21 protein-coding genes are annotated in these 20,262 nt (G+C 71.6%); all 21 read right to left on the reverse strand.

The window, feature by feature from the left end; all coding sequences use genetic code 11:
* Positions 1-23: 23 nt before the first annotated feature.
* Positions 24-800, reverse strand: coding sequence for an indole-3-glycerol phosphate synthase TrpC (trpC, locus tag AB3M90_RS05820; protein ID WP_412950565.1), 777 nt, complete (start codon positions 798-800; stop codon positions 24-26).
* Entirely contained in the window at positions 800-1,030 is a 231-nt protein-coding gene (locus AB3M90_RS05825; protein WP_412950566.1) for an HGxxPAAW family protein, read from the reverse strand. The genes trpC and AB3M90_RS05825 overlap by 1 nt, the downstream gene beginning before the upstream one ends.
* A 49-nt stretch (positions 1,031-1,079) precedes the next feature.
* Complete coding sequence (locus AB3M90_RS05830; RefSeq protein WP_412950567.1) at positions 1,080-1,667, reverse strand: Trp biosynthesis-associated membrane protein; 588 nt, start codon at positions 1,665-1,667, stop codon at positions 1,080-1,082.
* Complete coding sequence (hisI, locus tag AB3M90_RS05835; RefSeq protein WP_412950569.1) at positions 1,664-2,023, reverse strand: phosphoribosyl-AMP cyclohydrolase; 360 nt, start codon at positions 2,021-2,023, stop codon at positions 1,664-1,666. Before hisI ends, AB3M90_RS05830 begins: the two co-directional genes overlap by 4 nt.
* Positions 2,020-2,814, reverse strand: a complete 795-nt coding sequence (gene hisF / locus AB3M90_RS05840; protein ID WP_412950571.1) for an imidazole glycerol phosphate synthase subunit HisF — start codon at positions 2,812-2,814, stop codon at positions 2,020-2,022. The genes hisI and hisF overlap by 4 nt, the downstream gene beginning before the upstream one ends.
* Positions 2,814-3,656, reverse strand: a complete 843-nt coding sequence (gene hisG / locus AB3M90_RS05845; protein ID WP_412950573.1) for an ATP phosphoribosyltransferase — start codon at positions 3,654-3,656, stop codon at positions 2,814-2,816. The genes hisF and hisG overlap by 1 nt, the downstream gene beginning before the upstream one ends.
* 37 nt (positions 3,657-3,693) lie before the next feature.
* The gene (locus tag AB3M90_RS05850; RefSeq protein ID WP_412950575.1) at positions 3,694-3,957 is read right to left on the reverse strand and encodes a phosphoribosyl-ATP diphosphatase; all 264 of its coding nucleotides are present in this window, start codon (positions 3,955-3,957) and stop codon (positions 3,694-3,696) included.
* A complete protein-coding gene (rpe, locus tag AB3M90_RS05855; protein WP_412950577.1) occupies positions 3,954-4,634 on the reverse strand; it encodes a ribulose-phosphate 3-epimerase in 681 nt (226 codons plus the stop codon). Before rpe ends, AB3M90_RS05850 begins: the two co-directional genes overlap by 4 nt.
* Before the next feature lie 4 nt (positions 4,635-4,638).
* Positions 4,639-6,024 (reverse strand): RsmB/NOP family class I SAM-dependent RNA methyltransferase, encoded by a 1,386-nt coding sequence (locus tag AB3M90_RS05860; protein WP_412951232.1) that lies wholly within the window; start codon positions 6,022-6,024, stop codon positions 4,639-4,641.
* 50 nt (positions 6,025-6,074) lie between these two features.
* Positions 6,075-6,995, reverse strand: coding sequence for a methionyl-tRNA formyltransferase (gene fmt, locus AB3M90_RS05865; protein WP_412950578.1), 921 nt, complete (start codon positions 6,993-6,995; stop codon positions 6,075-6,077).
* Between the two features lie 18 nt (positions 6,996-7,013).
* On the reverse strand, positions 7,014-8,972 hold the full coding sequence (locus AB3M90_RS05870; protein WP_412950579.1) for a primosomal protein N' family DNA-binding protein: 1,959 nt from the start codon (positions 8,970-8,972) through the stop codon (positions 7,014-7,016).
* 16 nt (positions 8,973-8,988) lie between these two features.
* Positions 8,989-10,182, reverse strand: a complete 1,194-nt coding sequence (gene metK / locus AB3M90_RS05875) for a methionine adenosyltransferase (protein ID WP_412950581.1) — start codon at positions 10,180-10,182, stop codon at positions 8,989-8,991.
* Between the two features lie 88 nt (positions 10,183-10,270).
* On the reverse strand, positions 10,271-10,528 hold the full coding sequence (gene rpoZ / locus AB3M90_RS05880; RefSeq protein ID WP_042536631.1) for a DNA-directed RNA polymerase subunit omega: 258 nt from the start codon (positions 10,526-10,528) through the stop codon (positions 10,271-10,273).
* A 67-nt stretch (positions 10,529-10,595) separates the two neighbouring features.
* Complete coding sequence (gmk, locus tag AB3M90_RS05885) at positions 10,596-11,507, reverse strand: guanylate kinase (protein WP_412950583.1); 912 nt, start codon at positions 11,505-11,507, stop codon at positions 10,596-10,598.
* Positions 11,500-12,345 (reverse strand): orotidine-5'-phosphate decarboxylase, encoded by an 846-nt coding sequence (gene pyrF, locus AB3M90_RS05890; RefSeq protein WP_412950584.1) that lies wholly within the window; start codon positions 12,343-12,345, stop codon positions 11,500-11,502. Before pyrF ends, gmk begins: the two co-directional genes overlap by 8 nt.
* The gene (gene carB, locus AB3M90_RS05895) at positions 12,342-15,629 is read right to left on the reverse strand and encodes a carbamoyl-phosphate synthase large subunit (RefSeq protein ID WP_412950585.1); all 3,288 of its coding nucleotides are present in this window, start codon (positions 15,627-15,629) and stop codon (positions 12,342-12,344) included. The genes pyrF and carB overlap by 4 nt, the downstream gene beginning before the upstream one ends.
* Positions 15,629-16,798: a glutamine-hydrolyzing carbamoyl-phosphate synthase small subunit gene (carA, locus tag AB3M90_RS05900; protein WP_412950586.1), complete on the reverse strand. Its 1,170-nt coding sequence runs from the start codon at positions 16,796-16,798 to the stop codon at positions 15,629-15,631. Before carA ends, carB begins: the two co-directional genes overlap by 1 nt.
* Positions 16,795-17,334: a PH-like domain-containing protein gene (locus tag AB3M90_RS05905; RefSeq protein WP_412950587.1), complete on the reverse strand. Its 540-nt coding sequence runs from the start codon at positions 17,332-17,334 to the stop codon at positions 16,795-16,797. The genes carA and AB3M90_RS05905 overlap by 4 nt, the downstream gene beginning before the upstream one ends.
* Positions 17,331-18,635, reverse strand: a complete 1,305-nt coding sequence (locus AB3M90_RS05910) for a dihydroorotase (protein WP_412950588.1) — start codon at positions 18,633-18,635, stop codon at positions 17,331-17,333. The genes AB3M90_RS05905 and AB3M90_RS05910 overlap by 4 nt, the downstream gene beginning before the upstream one ends.
* Positions 18,632-19,594 (reverse strand): aspartate carbamoyltransferase catalytic subunit, encoded by a 963-nt coding sequence (locus AB3M90_RS05915; protein ID WP_412950589.1) that lies wholly within the window; start codon positions 19,592-19,594, stop codon positions 18,632-18,634. Before AB3M90_RS05915 ends, AB3M90_RS05910 begins: the two co-directional genes overlap by 4 nt.
* Positions 19,591-20,121, reverse strand: a complete 531-nt coding sequence (pyrR, locus tag AB3M90_RS05920; RefSeq protein WP_412950590.1) for a bifunctional pyr operon transcriptional regulator/uracil phosphoribosyltransferase PyrR — start codon at positions 20,119-20,121, stop codon at positions 19,591-19,593. Before pyrR ends, AB3M90_RS05915 begins: the two co-directional genes overlap by 4 nt.
* Between the last annotated feature and the right edge of the window lie 141 nt (positions 20,122-20,262).

A 20,262-nucleotide genomic window follows, 5' to 3' on the forward strand; every position in this document is an offset into this window, starting at 1 on the left:
TCGCGCTGCGTCACCGGTGCTGGTCACGACGCCTCCAGGAAGGTCTTGAGGGTGGCGATCGGGTCGCCGGTGACGAGCGCCTCGCCGATCAGCACGGCGTCGGCGCCCGCCGAGCGGTAGTGCACGACGTCGGCCGGCGTGAGCACGGCGGATTCGGCGACCTTGATCGCCGAATCGGGGATGCGGTCGACGAGGCGTCCGAAGAGGTCGCGGTCGAGTTCGAGGGTCGTCAGATCGCGGGCGTTGACGCCGATCAGCGGCGCGCCCAGGTCGGCGGCCGCGTCGACCTCGTCGGCCGAGTGCGTCTCGACCAGCGGGGTCATGCCGAGTTCGGTGACGAAGTCGAAGAGATCGCGGAGGACGTCGGGCGCGAGGCCGGCGACGATCAGAAGGACGAGGTCGGCACCCGCGGCGCGGGCCTCGAGCACCTGATAGCGGGTCGCGATGAAGTCTTTGCGCAGCACGGGCAGCGCCACGCGCGCGGTGACGGCCTCGAGATCGGCGAGGCTGCCCCCGAACCGACGCTCCTCGGTGAGCACGCTGATCGCCGAGGCGCCCCCGACCTCGTACAGCGAGGCCTGCAGAGCCGGATCGGGGATCGCGGCCAGAGCGCCGCGCGATGGACTGGCGCGCTTGACCTCGGCGATGATCCTGACCCGCTCGGCCGGGGCGAGGTACGACAGCGCGTCCTTGGCCGCCGGTCGGGCGAGGGCAGCCCGTTCCACGGCGTCGAGCGGTCGTTCGAGCGACCGACGCTCGGCGTCTGCGACAGCGCCGGCCGTCAGGTCGGCGAGGACCACTAGTGCGCCTTCGGCGAGTACTTGGGGCCTCTCACGCCGTAACCGGCGCGCGCCAGCACCCAGCCGACGATCGCGCCGATCGGGATGAGGGCGGCGGCGATCCACACGAGGAGCGGCTGCTCGAAGCAGAAGGCGACGGTGGCCGCCGCGAAGCCGACGAGCATGATCACGACGGCGGTCCAGGCCGCGGGCGAGTGTCCGTGACCGGGGTCGGCGATCGGGTTGGTCATGTTCTCCTCCGGGGGACGACGTGCAGGGCCGCTGATCAGTCTATCGGGGTCACCGCGTCGGATCGGTTCCGCGCGACAGGTCGTCCCACGAATCGACCGCGTCGACCGGGCCGTCGCCGTGCCCGGTCGCCGTGCTCTCGCTGCGGTAACGGCGTCCCCCGGCCTTCCAACCGCGCCACGTCGCCAGCGCGAACACGGATGCCGCGAGCAGGAGTCCCCATCCGATGAGGGCGATGAACGGCCACGCCGACGGGGAGATCGTCCGCACGAGGTCGTCCAGCGCGTCGCCCCCGGCGAGGCCGGTGGCCTCGGTCACGGCCGGGCCGACGGCCGCAGCGGGTGCGACGAGGACGCCGACGGTCGACCAGAGGAGGAATGCCGCAGCCGCCCCGGCGAGCACGGCGAAGACGACGCGCAGCGGTCGGGCCGCGATCGCCAGGGCGGCGCCGAGTGCCAGGACGGCCAGGCTGAGCGGAGCCAGGAGCACCTGCGCCGACGCCCCGGGCACGAGGATCGCCTCGCCGCCGTCGGCCCGCTCCACGGTGAGCCACGTCTGCGTCGACGAGATGATGCCGACGGCCCCCGCGAGGAGGAAGCCGAGCACAGAGACGGAGCGTCCGCGCCGGGCGACGGTCACGGTGCGTCCGTTCCGTCCGTCGCCTCGAGGTCGGCGCTGTCGAAACAGGTGCGCGTTCCGGTGTGGCAGGCGGGACCGGACTGATCGACGAGAAGCAGCACCGCGTCTCCGTCGCAGTCGAGGCGGGCCTCCTTGACGCGCTGGATGTGACCGGACGTGTCGCCCTTGCGCCAGTACTCGCGACGCGACCGCGACCAGTACGTGGCTCGGCCGGAGGTCAGGGTGCGGCGCAGCGCCTCGGCATCGACCCAGGCGAGCATGAGCACCTCGTGCGTGTCCCACTGCTGCACGATCACCGGTGCGAGCCCGTCGGCGTTGAAGGCGACCTGTGCGATGCGGGTCTCGAGGTCGGTCATCGCGCCTCGCCGCCCTCGCTCGGCGTGCTGGTGCGCACGAGCACGCCCTCGGCGCGCATGGCATCCTTCACCTGCCCGACCGTGAGCGCCCCGGTGTGGAACACGCTCGCGGCGAGCACGGCATCCGCCCCTGCCCGGATCGCGGGGGCGAAATCGGCCGCCTTGCCGGCGCCGCCCGAGGCGATGACCGGGACCGACGCCACCTCGCGCATGAGCCGGACGAGCTCGAGGTCGAAGCCGTCGCGGGTGCCGTCGGCGTCGATGGAGTTCACCAGCAGTTCTCCCGCGCCGCGCTCCGCCGCCTCCCGCGCCCATTCCAGGGCGTCGTGGGTGGTCTGCGTGCGCCCGCCGTGCGTGGTGACGACGAAGCCCGAGGGGGTCGTGCCCGCGCGTTTCACGTCGAGCGACAGCACGAGCACCTGGGCGCCGAAGCGATCCGCGATCTCGCCGACGAGCTCGGGGCGCGCGATGGCGGCGGAGTTGACCCCCACCTTGTCGGCGCCGACCGAGAGCAGTCGCGCCACGTCGTCGACGCTGCGCACTCCCCCGCCGACCGTCAGCGGCACGAAGACCTGCTCGGCCGTGCGCTGCACGACGTCGTAGGTCGTCGCACGAGCATCCACCGTCGCGGTGACGTCGAGGAAGGTGATCTCATCGGCACCCTGCGCCGCGTAGTGGCGAGCGAGCTCGACCGGGTCGCCCATGTCGCTCAGGTTCTCGAAGTTCACGCCCTTGACGACGCGGCCGTCGGCGACGTCGAGACAGGGGATGACGCGGCTGGCGAGCGTCATCAGAGCCTCGCGTTGTGAATGGCGGTGACGAGGATCGCCCGGGCGCCCAGCGCGTAGAGCTCGTCCATGACCGGGTTCACGCGCGACCGCGCGACCATGACGCGCACGGCCACCCAGGCGGGGTCGCGCAGCGGCGACACCGTGGGCGATTCGACGCCCCCGGCGATCTTCACCGCGTCGTCGAGGAGGGCGGCCGGAAGGTCGTAGTCGATCATGACGAAGCGCCGGGCGACCATGACGCCGCGCAGACGTCGCAACAGCGTGTCGGCTCCGTCGGCGTCGGCCGGCCCCGCGATGAGGACCGCCTCGGACTGGAGGATCACCGGCCCGAACACCTCGAGCCCGGCCTGACGCAGTGTCGTGCCGGTCTCGACGACATCGGCCACTGCGTCGGCGACACCCAGCCGCACGGCCGACTCCACCGCGCCGTCGAGCGGCACGAGGTCGACCGCGATGCCGCGCTCGTCGAGGAAGGCGTCGACCAGCCCGGGGTACGAGGTCGCGATCCGCAGCCCGTCGAGCTGGGCGACGTCGCTGTAGCGGCCGGCGGGAGCGGCGAAGCGGAACGTGGAGCCGGCGAAGCCGAGGGCCTCGATCTCCCGAGCGCCCGGCATCCGTGCGTCGAGGAGCAGGTCGCGACCGGTGATTCCGACGTCGATCGCTCCGGAGCCGACATAGGTCGCGATGTCCTTGGGGCGGAGGAAGAAGAACTCGACGTCGTTGTCGGCGTCGACGACGTGCAGGGTCTTGGGGTCGCGGCGGCCGGCGTAGCCTGCCTCGGCGAGCATGTCGGCGGCGGTCTCGGAGAGCGAGCCCTTGTTGGGAACGGCGATGCGCAGCATGGTGTCTTTCAGTCGGATGCGGTCGGAGCGGAGCGCATCACAGATGTCGGTAGACGTCCTGCAGGGTGAGACCCTTCGCGATCATCATCACCTGCAGGTGATAGAGCAGCTGCGAGATCTCCTCGGCCGCGGCGTCGTCGGACTCGTACTCCGACGCCATCCACACCTCGGCGGCCTCTTCGACGATCTTCTTCCCGATCGCGTGCACGCCGCCGTCGAGCTCCGCGACCGTGCCCGATCCCTCGGGACGGGTCTCGGCCTTGACGCTGAGCTCGGCGAACAGCTCGTCGAAAGTCTTCACGATTCCAGGCTAGCGGCTCTGGCGCGGTCCCTGAGCCGGGTGACGGCGGCCTCCACATCGTCGGCCCCGTAGACCGCCGATCCCGCGACGAAGGTGTCTGCGCCGGCGGCCGCCGCTTGTTCGATCGTGCTGTCCGAGATGCCGCCGTCGACCTGCAGCCACACCGCCGATCCGCGTCGCCGCGCCTCCTCCGCGAGCGCTCGCAGCTTCGGCATCGTCTCGGGCATGAACCCCTGGCCGCCGAATCCCGGCTCGACCGTCATCACGAGGATCTGGTCGAACTCGTCCAGCACGGGATACAGCGCATCGACGGGGGTCGCGGGCTTCACGGCCACGCCGGCTCGCGCGCCGATGTCGCGGAGTCGCCGGGCGAGCGCGATCGGGTCGGCCGCCGCCTCGAGGTGGAACGTCACGCTCGCGGCGCCGAGCTCGGCGTAGCCGGGCGCCCACCGATCGGGGTCGGTGATCATCAGGTGCACGTCGAGCGGGATCGGGCTCGTCGCCTGGATCCGCTCGACCATCTGCGGCCCGAACGTGAGGTTGGGCACGAAGTGGTTGTCCATCACGTCGACGTGCGCGAAGTCCGCGGTCGCGATGCGCGCGAGATCGGCCTGCATGTTGACGAAGTCGGCGGCGAGGATGCTCGGGTTGATGCGCGGGGCGGGTGGCAGTTCCACAGTCTTATCGTTCCTTCCCTGTCGTGGCGGCGTCCGGGTCGCGCTGGAGCAGTGCGAGGAACATCGCGTCGGTGCCGTGCCGGTGCGGCCACAGCTGGGCGCTGCCCGAGCCGGCGCGGCCGTCGTCGACCAGGTCGATCGGCGAGCGGGAGACGGCCGCGATGGTCGCTCGCGCGTCGAGTTCGACCACGTCGGAGCGATCCCGCAGTACCTCCTGCACCACTCCCGTCGTCTCGGCGAGATGCGGCGAGCAGGTGGCGTAGGCCACCACGCCGCCGGGAGCGAGCGCGTCGAGCGCTGCGGAGAGGAGCTCGACCTGCAGGGGAACCAGCTCCGCGACGTCGGCGGGGGACTTGCGCCAGCGCGCCTCGGGTCTGCGCCGGAGGGCGCCCAGCCCCGTGCAGGGCGCATCGACGAGGATGCGGTCGAAGGCCCCCGGCCGTGCCGCCGCGAGCCGGCGACCGTCCTCTTCGTGCACGATCACCTCACCGGGCACCGCCCGCAGAGCCTTGCGCACGAGATTCGCCCGGGCCGGCACGACCTCGTTCGCCTCGAGGACGGCACCGTGCTCGCGCGCGACCGCTCCCAGCAGCGCGGTCTTCCCGCCCGGACCCGCGCACAGATCGAGCCACCGCTCCCCCGCCCGGATGGGCGCGACAGCGGTCAGCGCGAGTGCGACGAGCTGCGAGCCCTCGTCCTGCACGCGCACCGCTCCGCCGGACGCCGACACCGAGGTACGCGGGTCTCCGCCGGGCGACGCGAAGGCCGTCGCGGCATACGGTCGGCGCGGCTCCGCCGGTTCGGCCAGTCCGGGAAGGGCCACGAGGGTGACCTCCGGCGAGGCGTTGTCGGCGTCGAGGAGGGCGTCGAGCTCGTCGACGCGCCCCTCGGAGGCCAGCGCGCGCCGCAGGGCGCGGATCACCCAGACCGGGTGCGCCGAGCGCAGGGCGAGCCGTTCGTCGTCGGAGCGGGCTCCTTCTTCGATACGCTCCTGCCACTGCTCGGCCGAGTCGCGGGCGATGCGCCGCAGGACCGCGTTCGTGAAGCTCGCCGCCCCGCGGCCCACCGCCGAGGCCACCAGGTTCACCGACTCGTTGACCGCCGCGTGCGCGGCGACGCGCGTCGCGAGCAGCTGGTGAGCGGCGAGGCGCAGCGCATCCAGCACCGCGGGATCGATGTCGGCCGGTGCGCGGTCGGCCGCTTCGGCGATGACCGCGTCGTAGGTTCCTCGGCGACGAAGCGTGCCGTAGGCGAGCTCGGTGGCGAGCGCCGCATCCTGCGGGCTCAGGCCGGCCTCCGCGATCATCGCCGGCAGCACCAGGTTCGCGTACGCGTCGTCCTCCGAGACCGCCCGCAGGGCGTCGTACGCGACACGGCGCGCCGGCTGCACCGACCTCGACGGGCCGCGACCCGACCGGCCGTGCGCGCCGGGTCGTCCGCTCACGATCCCGCTCGCAGGTCGTCGGCGCCCCGCCGCCCGCGCCACCAGTCGACGGCGCTCATCGCTCCCCGGCCGGCCGGCTGCACGCGCGTGACCGCCAGAGGAGCGGATGCCGTGCCGATCAGCACGGCCGACCTGTCGGCGGCCATGCGGCCTGGTTCCAGGGGATCCGCCGCGGGCGCCGGGGCGGCCTCGAGCACCTTGAGTCGTTCGCCGTCGACGGTGGTGTGCGCGCCGGGTTCGGGCGTGACGCCGCGGAAGCGGGCGAAGACGGCCTCGAGCGTCAGGGTCCAGTCGAGGAGGCCGTCGGCCAGCACGAGCTTCGGCGCGGTCGTCGGGTCGCCCTGCTGCGGTGTCGCGCGAGCGGTGCCGTCGGCGATGCCGGCCACCACGTCGGCGGTGAGCGCTGCGCCGTCGCGCGCCAGCACATCGAGCGCCTCGGCTGCCGTCGCGCCCGCCGGCACGTCGACCTCGCGCATCGCGAAGACGTCGCCGGCATCGAGTTCCGACACGAGCTGGAACACGCTCGCGCCGAGCGTGCCGTCGCCGGCGATCAGGGCGCGCTGCACCGGCGCGGCGCCGCGCCAGCGCGGCAGGAGCGAGAAGTGGAGATTGATCCAACCGCGCGTCGGGGCCGAGAGCAGCGGCTCGCGCACCAGCCCGCCGTAGGCGACGATGACGCCGAGCTCGGGCTCGAGAGCGGTGATGCGAGCCGTCGCGTCGTCGTCGAGACGCGCCGCCCTGATCACCGGCAGACCGAGCGCGGCGGCCGCATCCGCCACGGGCGACGGGGTGAGCACGCGCTTGCGCCCCTGTGGAGCGTCGGGACGGGTGATCACCGCGGCGACCTCGTGGAGGCCCGCGAGGCGCTGCAAGGTGGGGACGGCGGCGGCGGGTGTGCCGGCGAAGACGAGACGCATGAAGGTTCTCCGGATGGGTCAGAGCTCTGGATCGAGGATATCGAGGCGCACCGAGAGCGCGCTGCGCGTGTTCCGGGCTCGCCCGCGGCGTCCGCGCACCGCTTCGGCCACCACGGCGGCGCGCAGCGCGGTGGCGACGCGCGCACCGGCTCCGTACTCGAACCGCACGAGGGCGCGCACCCGCGGGGGCACGTCGTCGGACTCCACCGGCACGGGACCGAGAACCGCGTCGCGCGGCAGGCCGAGGTCTGCGAGGTCTGCCAGCGCACGCGACACGGCTGCCGCCGTCCCCTCCACGAAGGCCACCCGTGCCGTGGGCGGCATGTGCAGGGGCGCCCTGTTCGCCAACTCGGAGCGCGCGTATCCCGCCTGATTCCAGGTCGCCAGCGCCTTCGCCACCGCACCGTCGACGCCGACCAGGTGAACGGGAGCCCCGGGGGCGGCGAGAGCCGCCGCGTTCGACCACCAGCGCAGGCAGGACTCCCCGATGCGGAGGTCGGGCGCCTGCAGCATGCGGGGCCCGTCGAGGAGGACGACCGCGCGGTAGCCGCCGACCGCGAGCGGCTCGGCGCCCCGGGTCGCCACCACGAGGGCGGGCTTGGCGTCGACCCGATCGATCGGATGCGCGCCGTCGGCCACGATCACCCGGACGCCGGGGAAGGCCCGACCCAGTTCATCGGCCGTGCGTTCGCTGCCCGACGAGGCGAGCCGCACCTTCGTCGAGGAGCACACCGGGCACTCCCAGGCGCTGGCACCGCGCCCGCACCAGCCGCACACGGGGACGGCTCCGCGGTGACGCGCGCCCAACGGTCCCCCGCAGTGGCGGCACCGCGCCGGGGCGCGGCACTCGGCGCACACCAGCGAAGGCGCGAATCCCGGGCGTGACACCTGCACCAGCACCGGCCCCTCGGCCGCCGCATCGCGAGCGGACAGGAACGCCGACGACGGCAGGCGCTGCGGCGTCGGCTGCTCCATCTCCTGCGGTGTGCTGAGGACGACGCGCGGGAGCACGCGGCGGGCCGCGCGCACATCATGCAGCCACCCGTGCGCGACGAGACGTTCGACCTCGGTGGTGCGCGTGTGACCGACGAACAGCAGCGTCGACTCCTCGAGCTCCTGTCGGAGGAGGGCGGCGTCACGGGCGTGGACGTACGGCGCGAGCGGCTCGGAGAGGAGGGGATCGCCGTCGTCCCAGACGGCGACCAGCCCTGCCGTGACCGGGGCGTACACCGCCGACCGGTTGCCCACGACGATGCAGGGGGTGCTCTCCAACGTCCTCAGGAAGCCGCGGTATCGCTCGGGATTGGTCTGCCGCGAGTCCTGGCGCACGATGGCGTGATCGGGCACGAGCGCGCCGAGCTCCGAGAGCAGTCGGTCGAGGTCGCGGTGGTCGGGGACCACGAGGATCGTCGAGCGCCCCGCGGCCAGCATCCGTGCGGCGGCGGCCGCCAGCATCCGGGCCCAGCCCTCCACGCCGTCGCGCATCTGCGGGATGGCCTCGACGGCCGCCCGTCCGCCGCCGTCGATGACGGCGTCGAGACCGTCGTACTGCTCGATCGCACTCCGGACGCGGGCACGGGATTCCTCGTCGAGCACGACCTCGGGGCTCTCCCCCGACCATGCCTTCTCGACGCGCACCTGCCGCTTCGGGATGACCAGCCGCAAGACGTCGGAGGCCGATCCGGCGGCGCGATCGGCGACCCGCCGCGCGAGCAGATGCAGGCGCTCCGGCAGCACGGAGACGTCGGAGACGACGCTCTCGACCTCCGACAGCGGTCGGTCGGCGTCGTCCTCCACCCCGACCTCCACCACGTAACCGTCGACGACTCGGCCCGCGGTGCGCAGCGGCACCCGCACGCGGACGCCCGGCGGCACCTCGCCCAGCTCCGCCGGTACGGCGTAATCGAACAGACGGTCGAGCTGCGGAAGCGGCGAGTCGAGGAGCACGCGCGCGATGCGCCGGCTCTCGGCGGACATCAGGACCGCAGCCCCGTCACAGCCCGGCGGCGCGACGCAGCTCTTCGACGCGGTCGGTCCGTTCCCACGTGAAGTCGGGCAGCTCCCGCCCGAAGTGTCCGTACGCCGCCGTCTGCGCGTAGATGGGGCGCAGCAGGTCGAGCTGCTCGATGATCGCCTGGGGGCGCAGGTCGAAGACCTCGTCGATCGCACGGATGATGGTTTCGTCGGAGACCGTGCCCGTGCCGAAGGTCTCGACGTAGAGCCCCACCGGTCGCGCGACGCCGATGGCGTACGCGACCTGCACCTCGAGGCGGTCGGCCAGCCCCGCCGCCACCGCGTTCTTGGCGACCCAGCGCGTGGCGTAGGCGCCGGAGCGGTCGACCTTGGACGGATCCTTGCCGCTGAACGCCCCGCCGCCGTGCCGCGCGGCGCCGCCGTAGGTGTCGATGATGATCTTCCGGCCGGTCAGGCCGGCGTCGCCCTTGGGTCCCCCGGTCACGAAGGGACCGGCGGGATTGATGTAGTGCGTGACGTCGCCGAGGTCGAGGCCCGTCGTGGCGAGGACGGGGTCGATCACGTGCTCGCGCACCTGCGCCTTCAGCTCGTCCTGGGAGATGTCGGGATGGTGCTGGGTCGACAGCACCACGGCGTCGACCGTCTTCGGCGTGAACCCGTCGTAGCCGAGCGTCACCTGCGTCTTGCCGTCGGGGCGGAGGAACGGCAGCAGACCGCTGCGGCGCACCTCGGTCAGGCGCTCCGCGATGCGATGCGCCGTCCAGGCGGCCATCGGCATGAGCTGCGGCGTCTCGTTCGTCGCGAAACCGAACATGATGCCCTGGTCGCCGGCCCCGAGACCGTCGAGCGGGTCGACCGACGATCCGTCGCGGTGCTCGCGCGCGTTGTCGACGCCGTGGGCGATGTCGGAGGACTGCTCGCCCACCGACACGCTCACCCCGCAGGAATCTCCGTCGAAGCCGGTGTCGCTCGACGTGTAGCCGATGCCGTTCACGACCTGACGCACGATCGTGGGGATGTCGACGTAGGCCTCGGTCCGGATCTCGCCGGCCACGTGCACGAGCCCGGTGGTGACCAGTGTCTCGACCGCGACCCGGGATCCCGGATCCTTCGCGAGGAGTCCGTCGAGGATGCTGTCCGAGATCTGGTCGCAGATCTTGTCCGGGTGCCCTTCGGTGACGGACTCGGACGTGAACAGACGCAGGGCGCTCATCGAAGCTCCAGAACGGGACGGACGGGGAAAGGGTGCAGCACCCATTCTGGACCGGGCCGCCGACACGCGGCGGCCCGATCGGCGAACATCACTCCGCGTGACGCAGGCGCAGCTTGTCCTCGTTGATCTCGTGGAGCGCGATGGTGAGCGGCTTGTCCTCGACGGAGGAGTCGACGAGCGGGCCGACGTTGTCGAAGAGGTTCCCCTCGTGCAGGTCGGAGTAGTAGTCGTTGATCTGGCGCGCGCGCTTCGCGGCGTAGATGACGAGCTCGTACTTGGAGTCGACGCGGTCGAGCAGGTTGTCGATGGGGGGATCGATGATTCCGTTGGTGTGGTGTCCGGCCATGGTGGACCTCCTGATTCGGGCGACGGGATCGTCGCGGGAAGACGGCGTGACGGGCGCGCGAGATGGCTCAGCGCGCAGAGTTCGAAGATAATTCTACGACCTCGCGGGCGGCCGCGGCGACGTCCTCGTTCACGATGAGGTGGTCGAACTCGTTCTGCGCCGCCAGTTCGACCTTCGCGGTGCGCAGCCGTCGAGCCCTCTCCTCCGGTCCCTCGGTCCCCCGTCCGACCAGTCGATGCACGAGTTCGTCCCAGCTGGGCGGGAGCAGGAAGATGAGCGTCGCCGCCCGCTCGGCGCGACGCACCTGCCGCGCGCCCTGCAGATCGATCTCGAGGAGCACGGTCCTGCCCTCGGCCAGCGCGGCGTCGATCGGGGCGCGGGGGGTGCCGTAGCGGGAGCGGTTGTGCACCACGGCGTACTCGAGCAGCTCACCGTCGGCGATCAGCCGGTCGAACTCGGCGTCGTCGACGAAGTAGTAGTGCACGCCGTCGACCTCGCCCGGGCGCGGGGGGCGCGTCGTCGCCGAGACCGAGAGGTGGATCTCGGGGTTGTGCTCGCGGATGTGCGCGGCGACGGTCCCCTTGCCCACGGCCGTCGGCCCGGCCAGCACCAGCAGTCGACTGCGCTCGCCCCGCGGCTCGAGCACCGGGAACCTCTGGTCCAGCCAGGACTCCAGCACCGCGCGCTGGCGCGCCCCGAGGCCGCCGAGGCGCTTCACCGGCGAGATGCGCAGCTCGTCGAGCACCCGGTCGCGCTTGCCGGCGCCGATCGCCGGCAGGGCGAGCAGGAAATCGGTGATGCGCAGCGAGCCCTCCACCGAGTCGGCGTCCGCGGTCGCCCGATGGAGGACCTTCTGGGGCGGCACGACCCGCGTCGTGAGATCGCGCTTCAGCGACGCCCGCGCTCGTCGCCTCTCGACGGCTCGGCGAGCGGCTGCGGCACGATCGACCTCGGGAACGGTGCGGCGCGGTTCAGACACGGACGGCCTCCCGGTAGTCGGCGGCACGGGCCCGGATCGCCGCGGCGAGGTCGGCGGGTCCGGCGGCGAGGATGCTGCGGCTCTCGTTGGCGATGACCATCTCGGCCGCACGGCCGAAGCGCCCCTCGACGTCGGTCGGGGACGCCCCCTGCGCTCCGAAGCCCGGAGCGAGGATCGGCGCGGCCGGCGCGAACGGGTCGAGGCCGGCGTCTGTCCACTCGACCGTGGCCCCGATGACGAACCCAAGGCTCCCCCATTCGTCGTCCGCCGCCGCCGCGGCGTTGCGGGCCGAGACCTCGGCGACGATGTCGGCGGAGACGGTCGCACCGCTCCGCCCGGTCGCGCGCTGGAGGGCGGCCGCCTCGGGGTTGCTGGTCGCGGCGAGCACGAACACGCCCTTGCCGTGGTCGTGCGCGAGCGCGAACGTGCCGTCGAGGGCCCCGACGCCCAGGAAGGGGCTCACGGTCAGGGCGTCGGCCTCGAGCGCCGACCCCGGCTGCAGCCACGCCCGCGCGTAGTCGTCCATCGTCGATCCGATGTCACCGCGCTTCGCGTCGGCGATGACGATGAGCCCGGCGGCGCGCGCGGCGGCCAGCACCTCTTCGAGAGCGGCGAACCCCGCCGATCCGAAGCGCTCGAAGAACGACACCTGCGGCTTCACGAACGCGACGCGACCGGCGGCGGCGTCGACCGTGCGCAGGCCCAGCTCCCGCACACCCGCCGCGGTCGCGGGCAGACCCCACGACGCGAGGAGCGCCGCGTGCGGGTCGACGCCCACGCACAGCGGCCCCTGCGACCGCAGCGCCGCCCGGACCCGCTCGCCGAAGCCTCCGCTCATCGCGCCGCCGTCCGCTCCCGCGCGTACTCCTGGAGGCTCTTGACGTCGAAGCCCTCGTGCGCGGCATCCATGCCACTCACGGCGGCGCCGAGCACCGCCATCGTCGTGAAGAGCGCCTTGTCCGCGGCGACCGCGGCCGCACGGATCTCGTAGCCGTCCGCGCGGGCCGCTCCACCGGAAGGCGTGTTGACCACGATGTCGATGGATCCCTCGTTGATGAGGTCGACGATGTTCTTCGCGCCCGACTCCTGCGTCTCGCTGTACTTCTCGACCACGCTCACCGCGATGCCGTTGCGCGAGAGGATCTCGGCCGTCCCCTCGGTCGCGACGATCGTGAAGCCCAGCTGCTGCAGACGGTGCGCCGGGAGGATCACGGCGCGCTTGTCGGAGTCGGCGACCGAGATGAAGACGGTTCCCGAGGTCGGCATGCCGCCGTACGCCGCCGCCTGGCTCTTCGCGAACGCGGTCGGGAAGTCGCGATCGATGCCCATGACCTCGCCGGTGGAGCGCATCTCGGGCCCGAGGATCGAGTCGACCGTCTTGCCCTCGGCCGTGCGGAACCGCTTGAACGGCAGCACCGCCTCCTTCACCGACACCGGGGCGTCGAGAGGAACGCGCGAGCCGTCCTGTTCGGGCAGCATGCCCTCCGCGCGCAGATCGGCGATGGTGGAGCCCGTCATCACCCGGCTCGCGGCCTTCGCCATCGGGATGCCGAGCGCCTTCGACACGAACGGCACCGTGCGGCTCGCCCGCGGGTTCGCCTCGATCACGTAGAGCACGCCCGCGCTGATGGCGAACTGCACGTTCAGCAGGCCGCGCACGCCCACGCCTTCGGCGATCGCGAGGGTCGCCTCGCGCACGCGGTCGACGTCGCTGCGACCGAGCGACACCGGTGGGAGGGTGCAGCTGGAGTCGCCGGAGTGGATGCCGGCCTCCTCCAGGTGCTCCATGACGCCGCCGATGAACAGGTCAGTCCCGTCGTAGAGCGCGTCGACGTCGAGCTCGATCGCGTCGTCGAGGAACCGATCGACGAGCAGCGGCTTGCCCTCTTCGATGACGACCTCGCCTGCCGTGCGCACGAAGTAGTCGCGCAGCGAGGCGGTGTCGTAGACGATCTCCATGCCGCGCCCGCCGAGCACGAAGCTCGGTCGCACCAGCACGGGGTAGCCGATGTCCTCCGCGATGCGCACGGCGCCCTCGACGTCGACGGCCGTGCCGTTGCGGGGGGCGAGCAGACCGGCGTCGTCGAGCAGACGGGAGAAGAGCTCGCGCTCCTCGGCCAGGTCGATCGCCTCGGGGCTCGTGCCGAGGACCGTGTAGCCGGCCGCCTCGATGCCCTTCGCCAGGCCCAGCGGCGTCTGACCGCCCAGCTGGCAGACGACCCCGAGGATGGTCCCGCTCGCGGCCTCGGCGTCGAGCACCTCCAGCACGTCCTCGAGCGTGAGCGGCTCGAAGTACAGGCGGTCGGAAGTGTCGTAGTCGGTCGACACGGTCTCCGGGTTGCAGTTGACCATCACGGTCTCGAAGCCGGCATCCGACAGGGCGAACGAGGCGTGCACGCACGAGTAGTCGAATTCGACGCCCTGACCGATGCGGTTCGGACCGGAACCGATGATGACCACCTTGGTGCGCGGGGAGGGAGCGACCTCGGTCTCGGAGTCGTAGCTCGAGTAGTGGTAGGGCGTGAGCGCCGGGAACTCCCCCGCGCACGTGTCGACGGTCTTGTACACGGGACGGATGCCGAGTCCGTGGCGCACGCCGCGCACCTCCGCCTCCGTCTCACCGCGGAGCTGGGCGAGCTGGGCGTCGGAGAAGCCGTGCTCCTTCGCGTAACGCAGCGTGGCGGCATCCAGCTCGGGCGCCGTGCGGACGAGCTCGGCGACCTCGTTGATCAGCACGATCTGGTCGAGGAACCACGGGTCGATGGCCGTCGCGGCGAAGGCCTGCTCGACCGTCGCGCCCTTGCGCAGCGCCTGCTGCACCGTCACGATGCGGCCGTCGGTCGGCGTCTTCGCGATCTCGAGCAGCTCGTCGACGGTGCGGTCCTCCGTGCCCCAGTGGAAGCTCGACCCGCGCTTCTCGAGCGAGCGCAGCGCCTTCTGCAGCGCCGTCGCGTAGTTGCGCCCGATGGCCATGGCCTCGCCCACGGACTTCATGGTCGTGGTCAGCGTCGCGTCGGCGGCCGGGAACTTCTCGAAGGCGAACCGCGGCACCTTCACCACGACGTAGTCGAGTGTCGGCTCGAAGCTGGCGGGGGTCACACCCGTGATGTCGTTGGGGATCTCGTCGAGGCGGTAGCCGAGGGCGAGCTTGGCGGCGAGCTTCGCGATCGGGAAGCCGGTCGCCTTCGACGCCAGGGCGCTCGACCGGGAGACGCGCGGGTTCATCTCGATGACGATGATCCGGCCGTTCTCGGGGTTGACCGCGAACTGGATGTTGCATCCTCCGGTGTCGACGCCCACCGCGCGGATGATGTCGATGCCGATGTCGCGCAGCTTCTGGTACTCGCGGTCGGTGAGGGTCAGAGCCGGAGCGACCGTGATCGAGTCGCCCGTGTGCACGCCGACCGGGTCGACGTTCTCGATCGAGCAGACCACCACGGTGTTGTCGGCCGTGTCGCGCATGAGCTCGAGCTCGTACTCCTTCCAGCCGAGGATCGACTCCTCGAGGAGGACCTCGGTGGTCGGCGAGTCGCGGAGACCTGCGCCGCCGATGCGGCGCAGATCGTCCTCGTCGTAGGCGAAGCCCGAGCCGAGTCCGCCCATCGTGAACGACGGGCGCACCACGAGCGGGTAGCCGAGCTGTTCGGCGCCGGCCAGCAGATCGTCCATCGTGTGCGCGATGACGCTCTTCGCGACATCGGCGCCGGCCTCGAGCACGAGCTCCTTGAAGACCTGGCGGTCCTCGCCTTTCTGGATCGCCTCCACCTTCGCGCCGATGAGCTCGACGCCGTACTTCTCCAGGATTCCCTGCGCGTCGAGCGCCATGGCCGCGTTGAGCGCCGTCTGGCCGCCGAGCGTCGGCAGGATGGCGTCGGGTTTCTCCTTGGCGATGATCGTCTCGATGACCGCGGGCGTGATCGGCTCGATGTACGTCGCGTCGGCGAAGTCGGGGTCGGTCATGATCGTCGCCGGATTCGAGTTCACCAGGATGACGCGCACGCCCTCCTCGCGAAGCACGCGGCAGGCCTGAGTGCCGGAGTAGTCGAACTCGCAGGCCTGACCGATGACGATCGGGCCGGAGCCGATGACGAGGACGGAGCTGATGTCGTCGCGCTTGGGCATTACTGAGCTTCTCCCTGGGTGGATCCCTGAGCCTGTCGAAGGGTCGCGAAGACCATGTCGCGGAAGCGGTCGAAGAGATAGTTGGCGTCGTGCGGTCCGGCCGCGGCCTCCGGGTGGTACTGCACCGAGAAGGCGGGGATGTCGAGCGCCCGCAGGCCCTCGACCACGTTGTCGTTGAGGCCGACGTGGCTCACCTCGACCTGACCGTATCCGTTCGGGCTTGCGAACGCCCCCTCGAGCGGAGCATCGACGGCGAACCCGTGGTTGTGGGCCGTGATCTCGACCCGGCCGGTCTGCTTGTCGAGCACCGGCTGGTTGATGCCGCGGTGCCCGAAGGGCAGCTTGTACGTGCCCAGGCCGAGAGCACGCCCGAGCAGCTGGTTGCCGAAGCAGATGCCGAAGAAGGGCAGGCCGTCGTCGAGCACCGATCGCAGCAGTTCGACGTGATCGCCGGATGCTGCGGGGTCGCCGGGACCGTTGGAGTAGAACACCGCCACGGGGTCGATGGCGCGGATGTCGTCGATGCCGGCGCTCTGCGGCAGAACGTGGACCTCGAAGCCGCGGGCGGCGAGATTGTCGACGGTCGCCTGCTTCACGCCGAGGTCCAGCACGGCGAGGTTGCCGATCCGCTCGCCGACCGCGGGCGTCACCAGGACGCTCGTGACCGACACCTCGGCGGAGAGGTTCTGTCCCGCCATCTCGGGTGCCTCGCGAACGATGCGCAGCTGCTCGTCGGCCTCGAGCGCGGCATCCGCGCCCGAAAAGATGCCGCCGCGCATGGACCCTGCCGATCGGATGTGGCGCGTGATCGCCCGCGTGTCGATTCCGCTGATGCCGACGATCCCGTCCTGCACGAGGATGTCGTCGAGCGACGCGTTCGCGCGCCAGTTCGACACGACGCGCGAGGGGTCGCGCACGATGTATCCGGCCACCCAGATGCGGCGCGACTCGGTGTCCTCGTCGTTCATCCCGGTGTTGCCGATGTGCGGCGCCGTCTGCAGGACGATCTGCCCGGCGTACGAGGGGTCGGTCAGGGTCTCCTGGTAGCCGGACATGCCGGTGGCGAAGACGACCTCGCCGAGGGTGCGCCCCCGGGCGCCGTAGGCGCGTCCGGTGTGGCGGGTGCCGTCTTCGAGGACGAGGACGGCGGTTTCAGGCAGGGAGGTCATCGTGCGGCTCCTGTGTCGGGGGCGGCCGTGTCGGTGGCGGCCGGGTCGGGCACTGCAGGGACCAGCCGCTGCAGATCGGTCAAGAGGTCGTGCGGGTCTCCGGTCGCCAGGCGCAGGTACGAGTCGACGACCGTGCCGCCGTCGACCCGCCAGGCGATGCGGACCAGCCCGCCCGGCTCGACGACGCGGTCGATGGTGACGGTCGCCCGATCGATGTTCACGAGCCGCGAGGCTGCGAGGAAGACGGTGGGCGTGCCGTCGAGGCAGAGAGCGACCCCGCGGTCGGTCACGGCGAGCTCGCCTCGGGCACGATACGCCAGCGGGGCCACCGCGAGCCGCTCGAGCGGCTGGTCGTGGCGCGTGGTCGAGACGTAGAGCACCTCGTCGCGGCGAAGGACCTCGGCGTGCTCGGGCACTCCGAGCGGCGCCGTCAGGCCGGCGTCGCGGCGCAGGCGTCGACGCCAGGCAAGCAGCATCGTCGCGAGGATGAGCAGGGCGAAGGCGATCATCACCGCGATGGCGATCTCCCGGGTCACGCGCCGAGCTCCTCGACGACCGCTCCCCCGTCGACCGTCAGCCGACCGCCGTACAGGGTGAACTCGATGCGCCCGGGGAGGGCTTGTCCGAGGTAGGGGGAGTTCACGCTGCGACCGTGGAGGTCGGCCTCGGTGAAGACGCCCTCGACCGAGGGGTCGTAGAGGGCGATGTGCGCCGGTCCACCGACCTCGAGCGGAGTGCCGTGCCGGGCCAGGCGCCCGATGCGCGCGGGGGCCTCGCTCATGACCCGCGCGACGTCGGACCAGCCGATGAGACCCGTCTGCACCATCGACTGGTGCACGACGCGCAGGGCGCTCTCGAGACCGACCATGCCGTTGGCCGCCGCCTGCCACTCGCAGGCCTTGTGCTCGCTCGGGTGCGGTGCGTGATCGGTGGCGACGATGTCGATCGTGCCGTCGGCGAGCCCCTCGCGCACCGCGAGGACGTCCTCCTCGCGGCGCAGCGGCGGGTTCACCTTGAAGCGGGCGTCGTAGCCGCGCACGAGCTCGTCGGTGAGCAGGAGGTGGTGCGGGGTGACCTCGGCCGTCACGGCGATCCCGCGCTTCTTCGCCCAGCGGATGATGTCGACCGATCCGGCCGTGGAGAGGTGGCACACGTGCAGGCGCGAGCCGACGTGCTCGGCGAGCAGCACGTCGCGGGCGATGATCGACTCCTCGGCGACCGCGGGCCAGCCGGCGAGACCGAGCTCGGCCGAGACCGTCCCCTCGTTCATCTGGGCCCCCTCGGTCAGCCGAGGGTCCTGCGCATGCTGGGCGATCACGCCGTCGAACGACTTCACGTACTCCAGGGCACGGCGCATGATCAGCGGGTCCGACACGCAGAAGCCGTCGTCGCTGAAGACGCGGACGCGCGCTCGCGACGTCGCCATGGCCCCGAGCTCGGCCAGGCGCTCGCCCTTCTGCCCGACGGTGACCGCGCCGATGGGCTGCACCGTGGCGTATCCGGCCGCCTCACCGAGGGCGAGCTCCTGCTCGACCACCCCCGCCGTGTCGGCGACCGGAGAGGTGTTGGGCATCGCGAACACCGCCGTGAAGCCGCCGGCCGCTGCCGCTCGCGTTCCCGTGAGGATCGTCTCCGACGCCTCGTAGCCGGGTTCGCGGAGGTGCGTGTGCAGGTCGACCAGGCCCGGGAGGGCGACGAGGCCGTCGGCGTCGATGACGCGGGCGCCGGTCCGGCTCAGGCCCGATCCGATCTCGGTGATCGTCCCGCCTTCGACGACGATGTCGGCGTTCTCCGCCCCGATCAGCTGTGCACCGGTGATGACGAGGGTCTCGCTCACAGGTCTCCCCCTCGCTCTTCTCGTTCTCCTGCCAGCAGCAGGTACAGCACCGCCATGCGTACGGAGACCCCGTTCGTCACCTGCTCCAGCACGGTGGAGCGATCGGAGTCGGCGGCCTCGGAGGAGATCTCCAGTCCCCGGTTCATGGGTCCGGGGTGCATCACAATGCTACCGCCCGGCAGAGCGCCCACCCGCCGTGCGTCGAGCCCCCATCGCCGTGAATACTCCCGCTCAGTCGGGAAATACGCGGCGTTCATCCGCTCGAGCTGGATGCGCAGCAACATCACGGCGTCCGGCCCCTCGGCCAGCGCCTCATCGAGGTCGTAGACGACGCGGACCGGCCAGAGCGAGACGTTCTGCGGAACGAGAGTCGGCGGCGCGACCAGTGTCACCTCGGCGCCGAGCGTCGCCAGCAGCCACACGTTCGACCGGGCGACGCGGGAGTGCAGCACGTCGCCCACGATGACGATGCGGAGTCCGGCGAGGTCACGACCGCGGCTGTCGGCGCCGAAGCGCCGCTTGCGGATCGTGAAGGCGTCGAGCAGCGCCTGGGTCGGATGCTCGTGGGTGCCGTCGCCGGCATTCACGACGCCGGCGGAGATCCATCCGCTGGTGGCCAGCGTCTGCGGAGCTCCCGAGCCCGGATGCCGGATGACGACGGCATCCGCCCCGATCGCCTCGAGCGTCTGCGCCGTGTCTTTCAGGCTCTCGCCCTTCGACACGCTGGAGCCCTTCGCGGCGAAGTTGATCACGTCGGCCGAGAGGCGCTTGGCCGCGGCTTCGAAGGAGATGCGCGTGCGGGTCGAGTCCTCGAAGAAGAGGTTCACGACGGTCTTGCCGCGCAGGGTCGGCAGCTTCTTGACCTCGCGCGACTGGGTGTCGGACATGTCCTCGGCGACGTCGAGGATGCGCAGGGCCGTCGCGCGGTCGAGGGTGCGGGTGTCGAGGAGATGCCTCATGCCTCGATCGTCACCTCCTCGGCGCCGTCGTACTCGCGCAGACGCACGTTCACGCGCTCCTGGCGCGACGACGGAATGTTCTTGCCGACGAAGTCCGGGCGGATCGGCAGCTCGCGGTGCCCGCGGTCGACCAGGATCGCGAGGCGCACGGCGGCCGGTCGACCGATCGACTGCAGCGCGTCGAGCGCGGCCCGGATGCTGCGCCCCGAGAAGAGCACATCGTCGACGAGCACCACGACGCGGCCGTCGACGCCGCCCGCCGGGATGTCGGTCGGATGCGGCGACCGGGTCGGATGCTTCGCGAGGTCGTCGCGGAACAGCGTGACGTCGAGGGCGCCGATCGGGACCGACGTCTGCGCGATCTCGCCGATCAGGCGGCCGAGTCGCTGAGCGAGGGCCACGCCGCGGGTCGGGATGCCCAGCAGGACGAGGTTCTCCGCTCCCCGGTTCGATTCGAGGATCTCGTGGGCGATGCGGGTCAGAGCCCGCGACACATCGGCCTCGTGCAGCACGGTGCGTGCACTCATCAGCCGCTCCCTTCTCCGCCTCACAGGACGGTGTTAAAGGTTGCTTGCCCGCTCAGTCTACCCGAGCCGTTCCGGTGTCTCGGAGCAGATTGCAGGTTCGGAACACGACGGCAGGTCGAGACCGGTGGTTTCGACCTGCAG

The sequence above is a fragment of the Microbacterium martis genome, from assembly GCF_047246685.1.
Taxonomy (GTDB): domain Bacteria; phylum Actinomycetota; class Actinomycetes; order Actinomycetales; family Microbacteriaceae; genus Microbacterium.

Bases quoted from the DNA above. Each gene is read 5' to 3' on its own strand.
- pyrR (WP_412950590.1), bottom strand. From the start codon at position 20,121: ATGAGTGCACGCACCGTGCTGCACGAGGCCGATGTGTCGCGGGCTCTG.
- carB (WP_412950585.1), bottom strand. From the start codon at position 15,629: ATGCCCAAGCGCGACGACATCAGCTCCGTCCTCGTCATCGGCTCCGGC.
- hisG (WP_412950573.1), bottom strand. From the start codon at position 3,656: ATGCTGCGCATCGCCGTTCCCAACAAGGGCTCGCTCTCCGAGACCGCC.
- AB3M90_RS05825 (WP_412950566.1), bottom strand. From the start codon at position 1,030: ATGACCAACCCGATCGCCGACCCCGGTCACGGACACTCGCCCGCGGCC.
- rpoZ (WP_042536631.1), bottom strand. From the start codon at position 10,528: ATGGCCGGACACCACACCAACGGAATCATCGATCCCCCCATCGACAAC.
- pyrF (WP_412950584.1), bottom strand. From the start codon at position 12,345: ATGAGCGGAGGCTTCGGCGAGCGGGTCCGGGCGGCGCTGCGGTCGCAG.
- metK (WP_412950581.1), bottom strand. From the start codon at position 10,182: ATGAGCGCCCTGCGTCTGTTCACGTCCGAGTCCGTCACCGAAGGGCAC.
- carA (WP_412950586.1), bottom strand. From the start codon at position 16,798: ATGACCTCCCTGCCTGAAACCGCCGTCCTCGTCCTCGAAGACGGCACC.
- fmt (WP_412950578.1), bottom strand. From the start codon at position 6,995: ATGCGTCTCGTCTTCGCCGGCACACCCGCCGCCGCCGTCCCCACCTTG.
- hisI (WP_412950569.1), bottom strand. From the start codon at position 2,023: ATGACCGACCTCGAGACCCGCATCGCACAGGTCGCCTTCAACGCCGAC.
- AB3M90_RS05870 (WP_412950579.1), bottom strand. From the start codon at position 8,972: ATGTCCGCCGAGAGCCGGCGCATCGCGCGCGTGCTCCTCGACTCGCCG.
- hisF (WP_412950571.1), bottom strand. From the start codon at position 2,814: ATGACGCTCGCCAGCCGCGTCATCCCCTGTCTCGACGTCGCCGACGGC.
- AB3M90_RS05915 (WP_412950589.1), bottom strand. From the start codon at position 19,594: ATGAGGCATCTCCTCGACACCCGCACCCTCGACCGCGCGACGGCCCTG.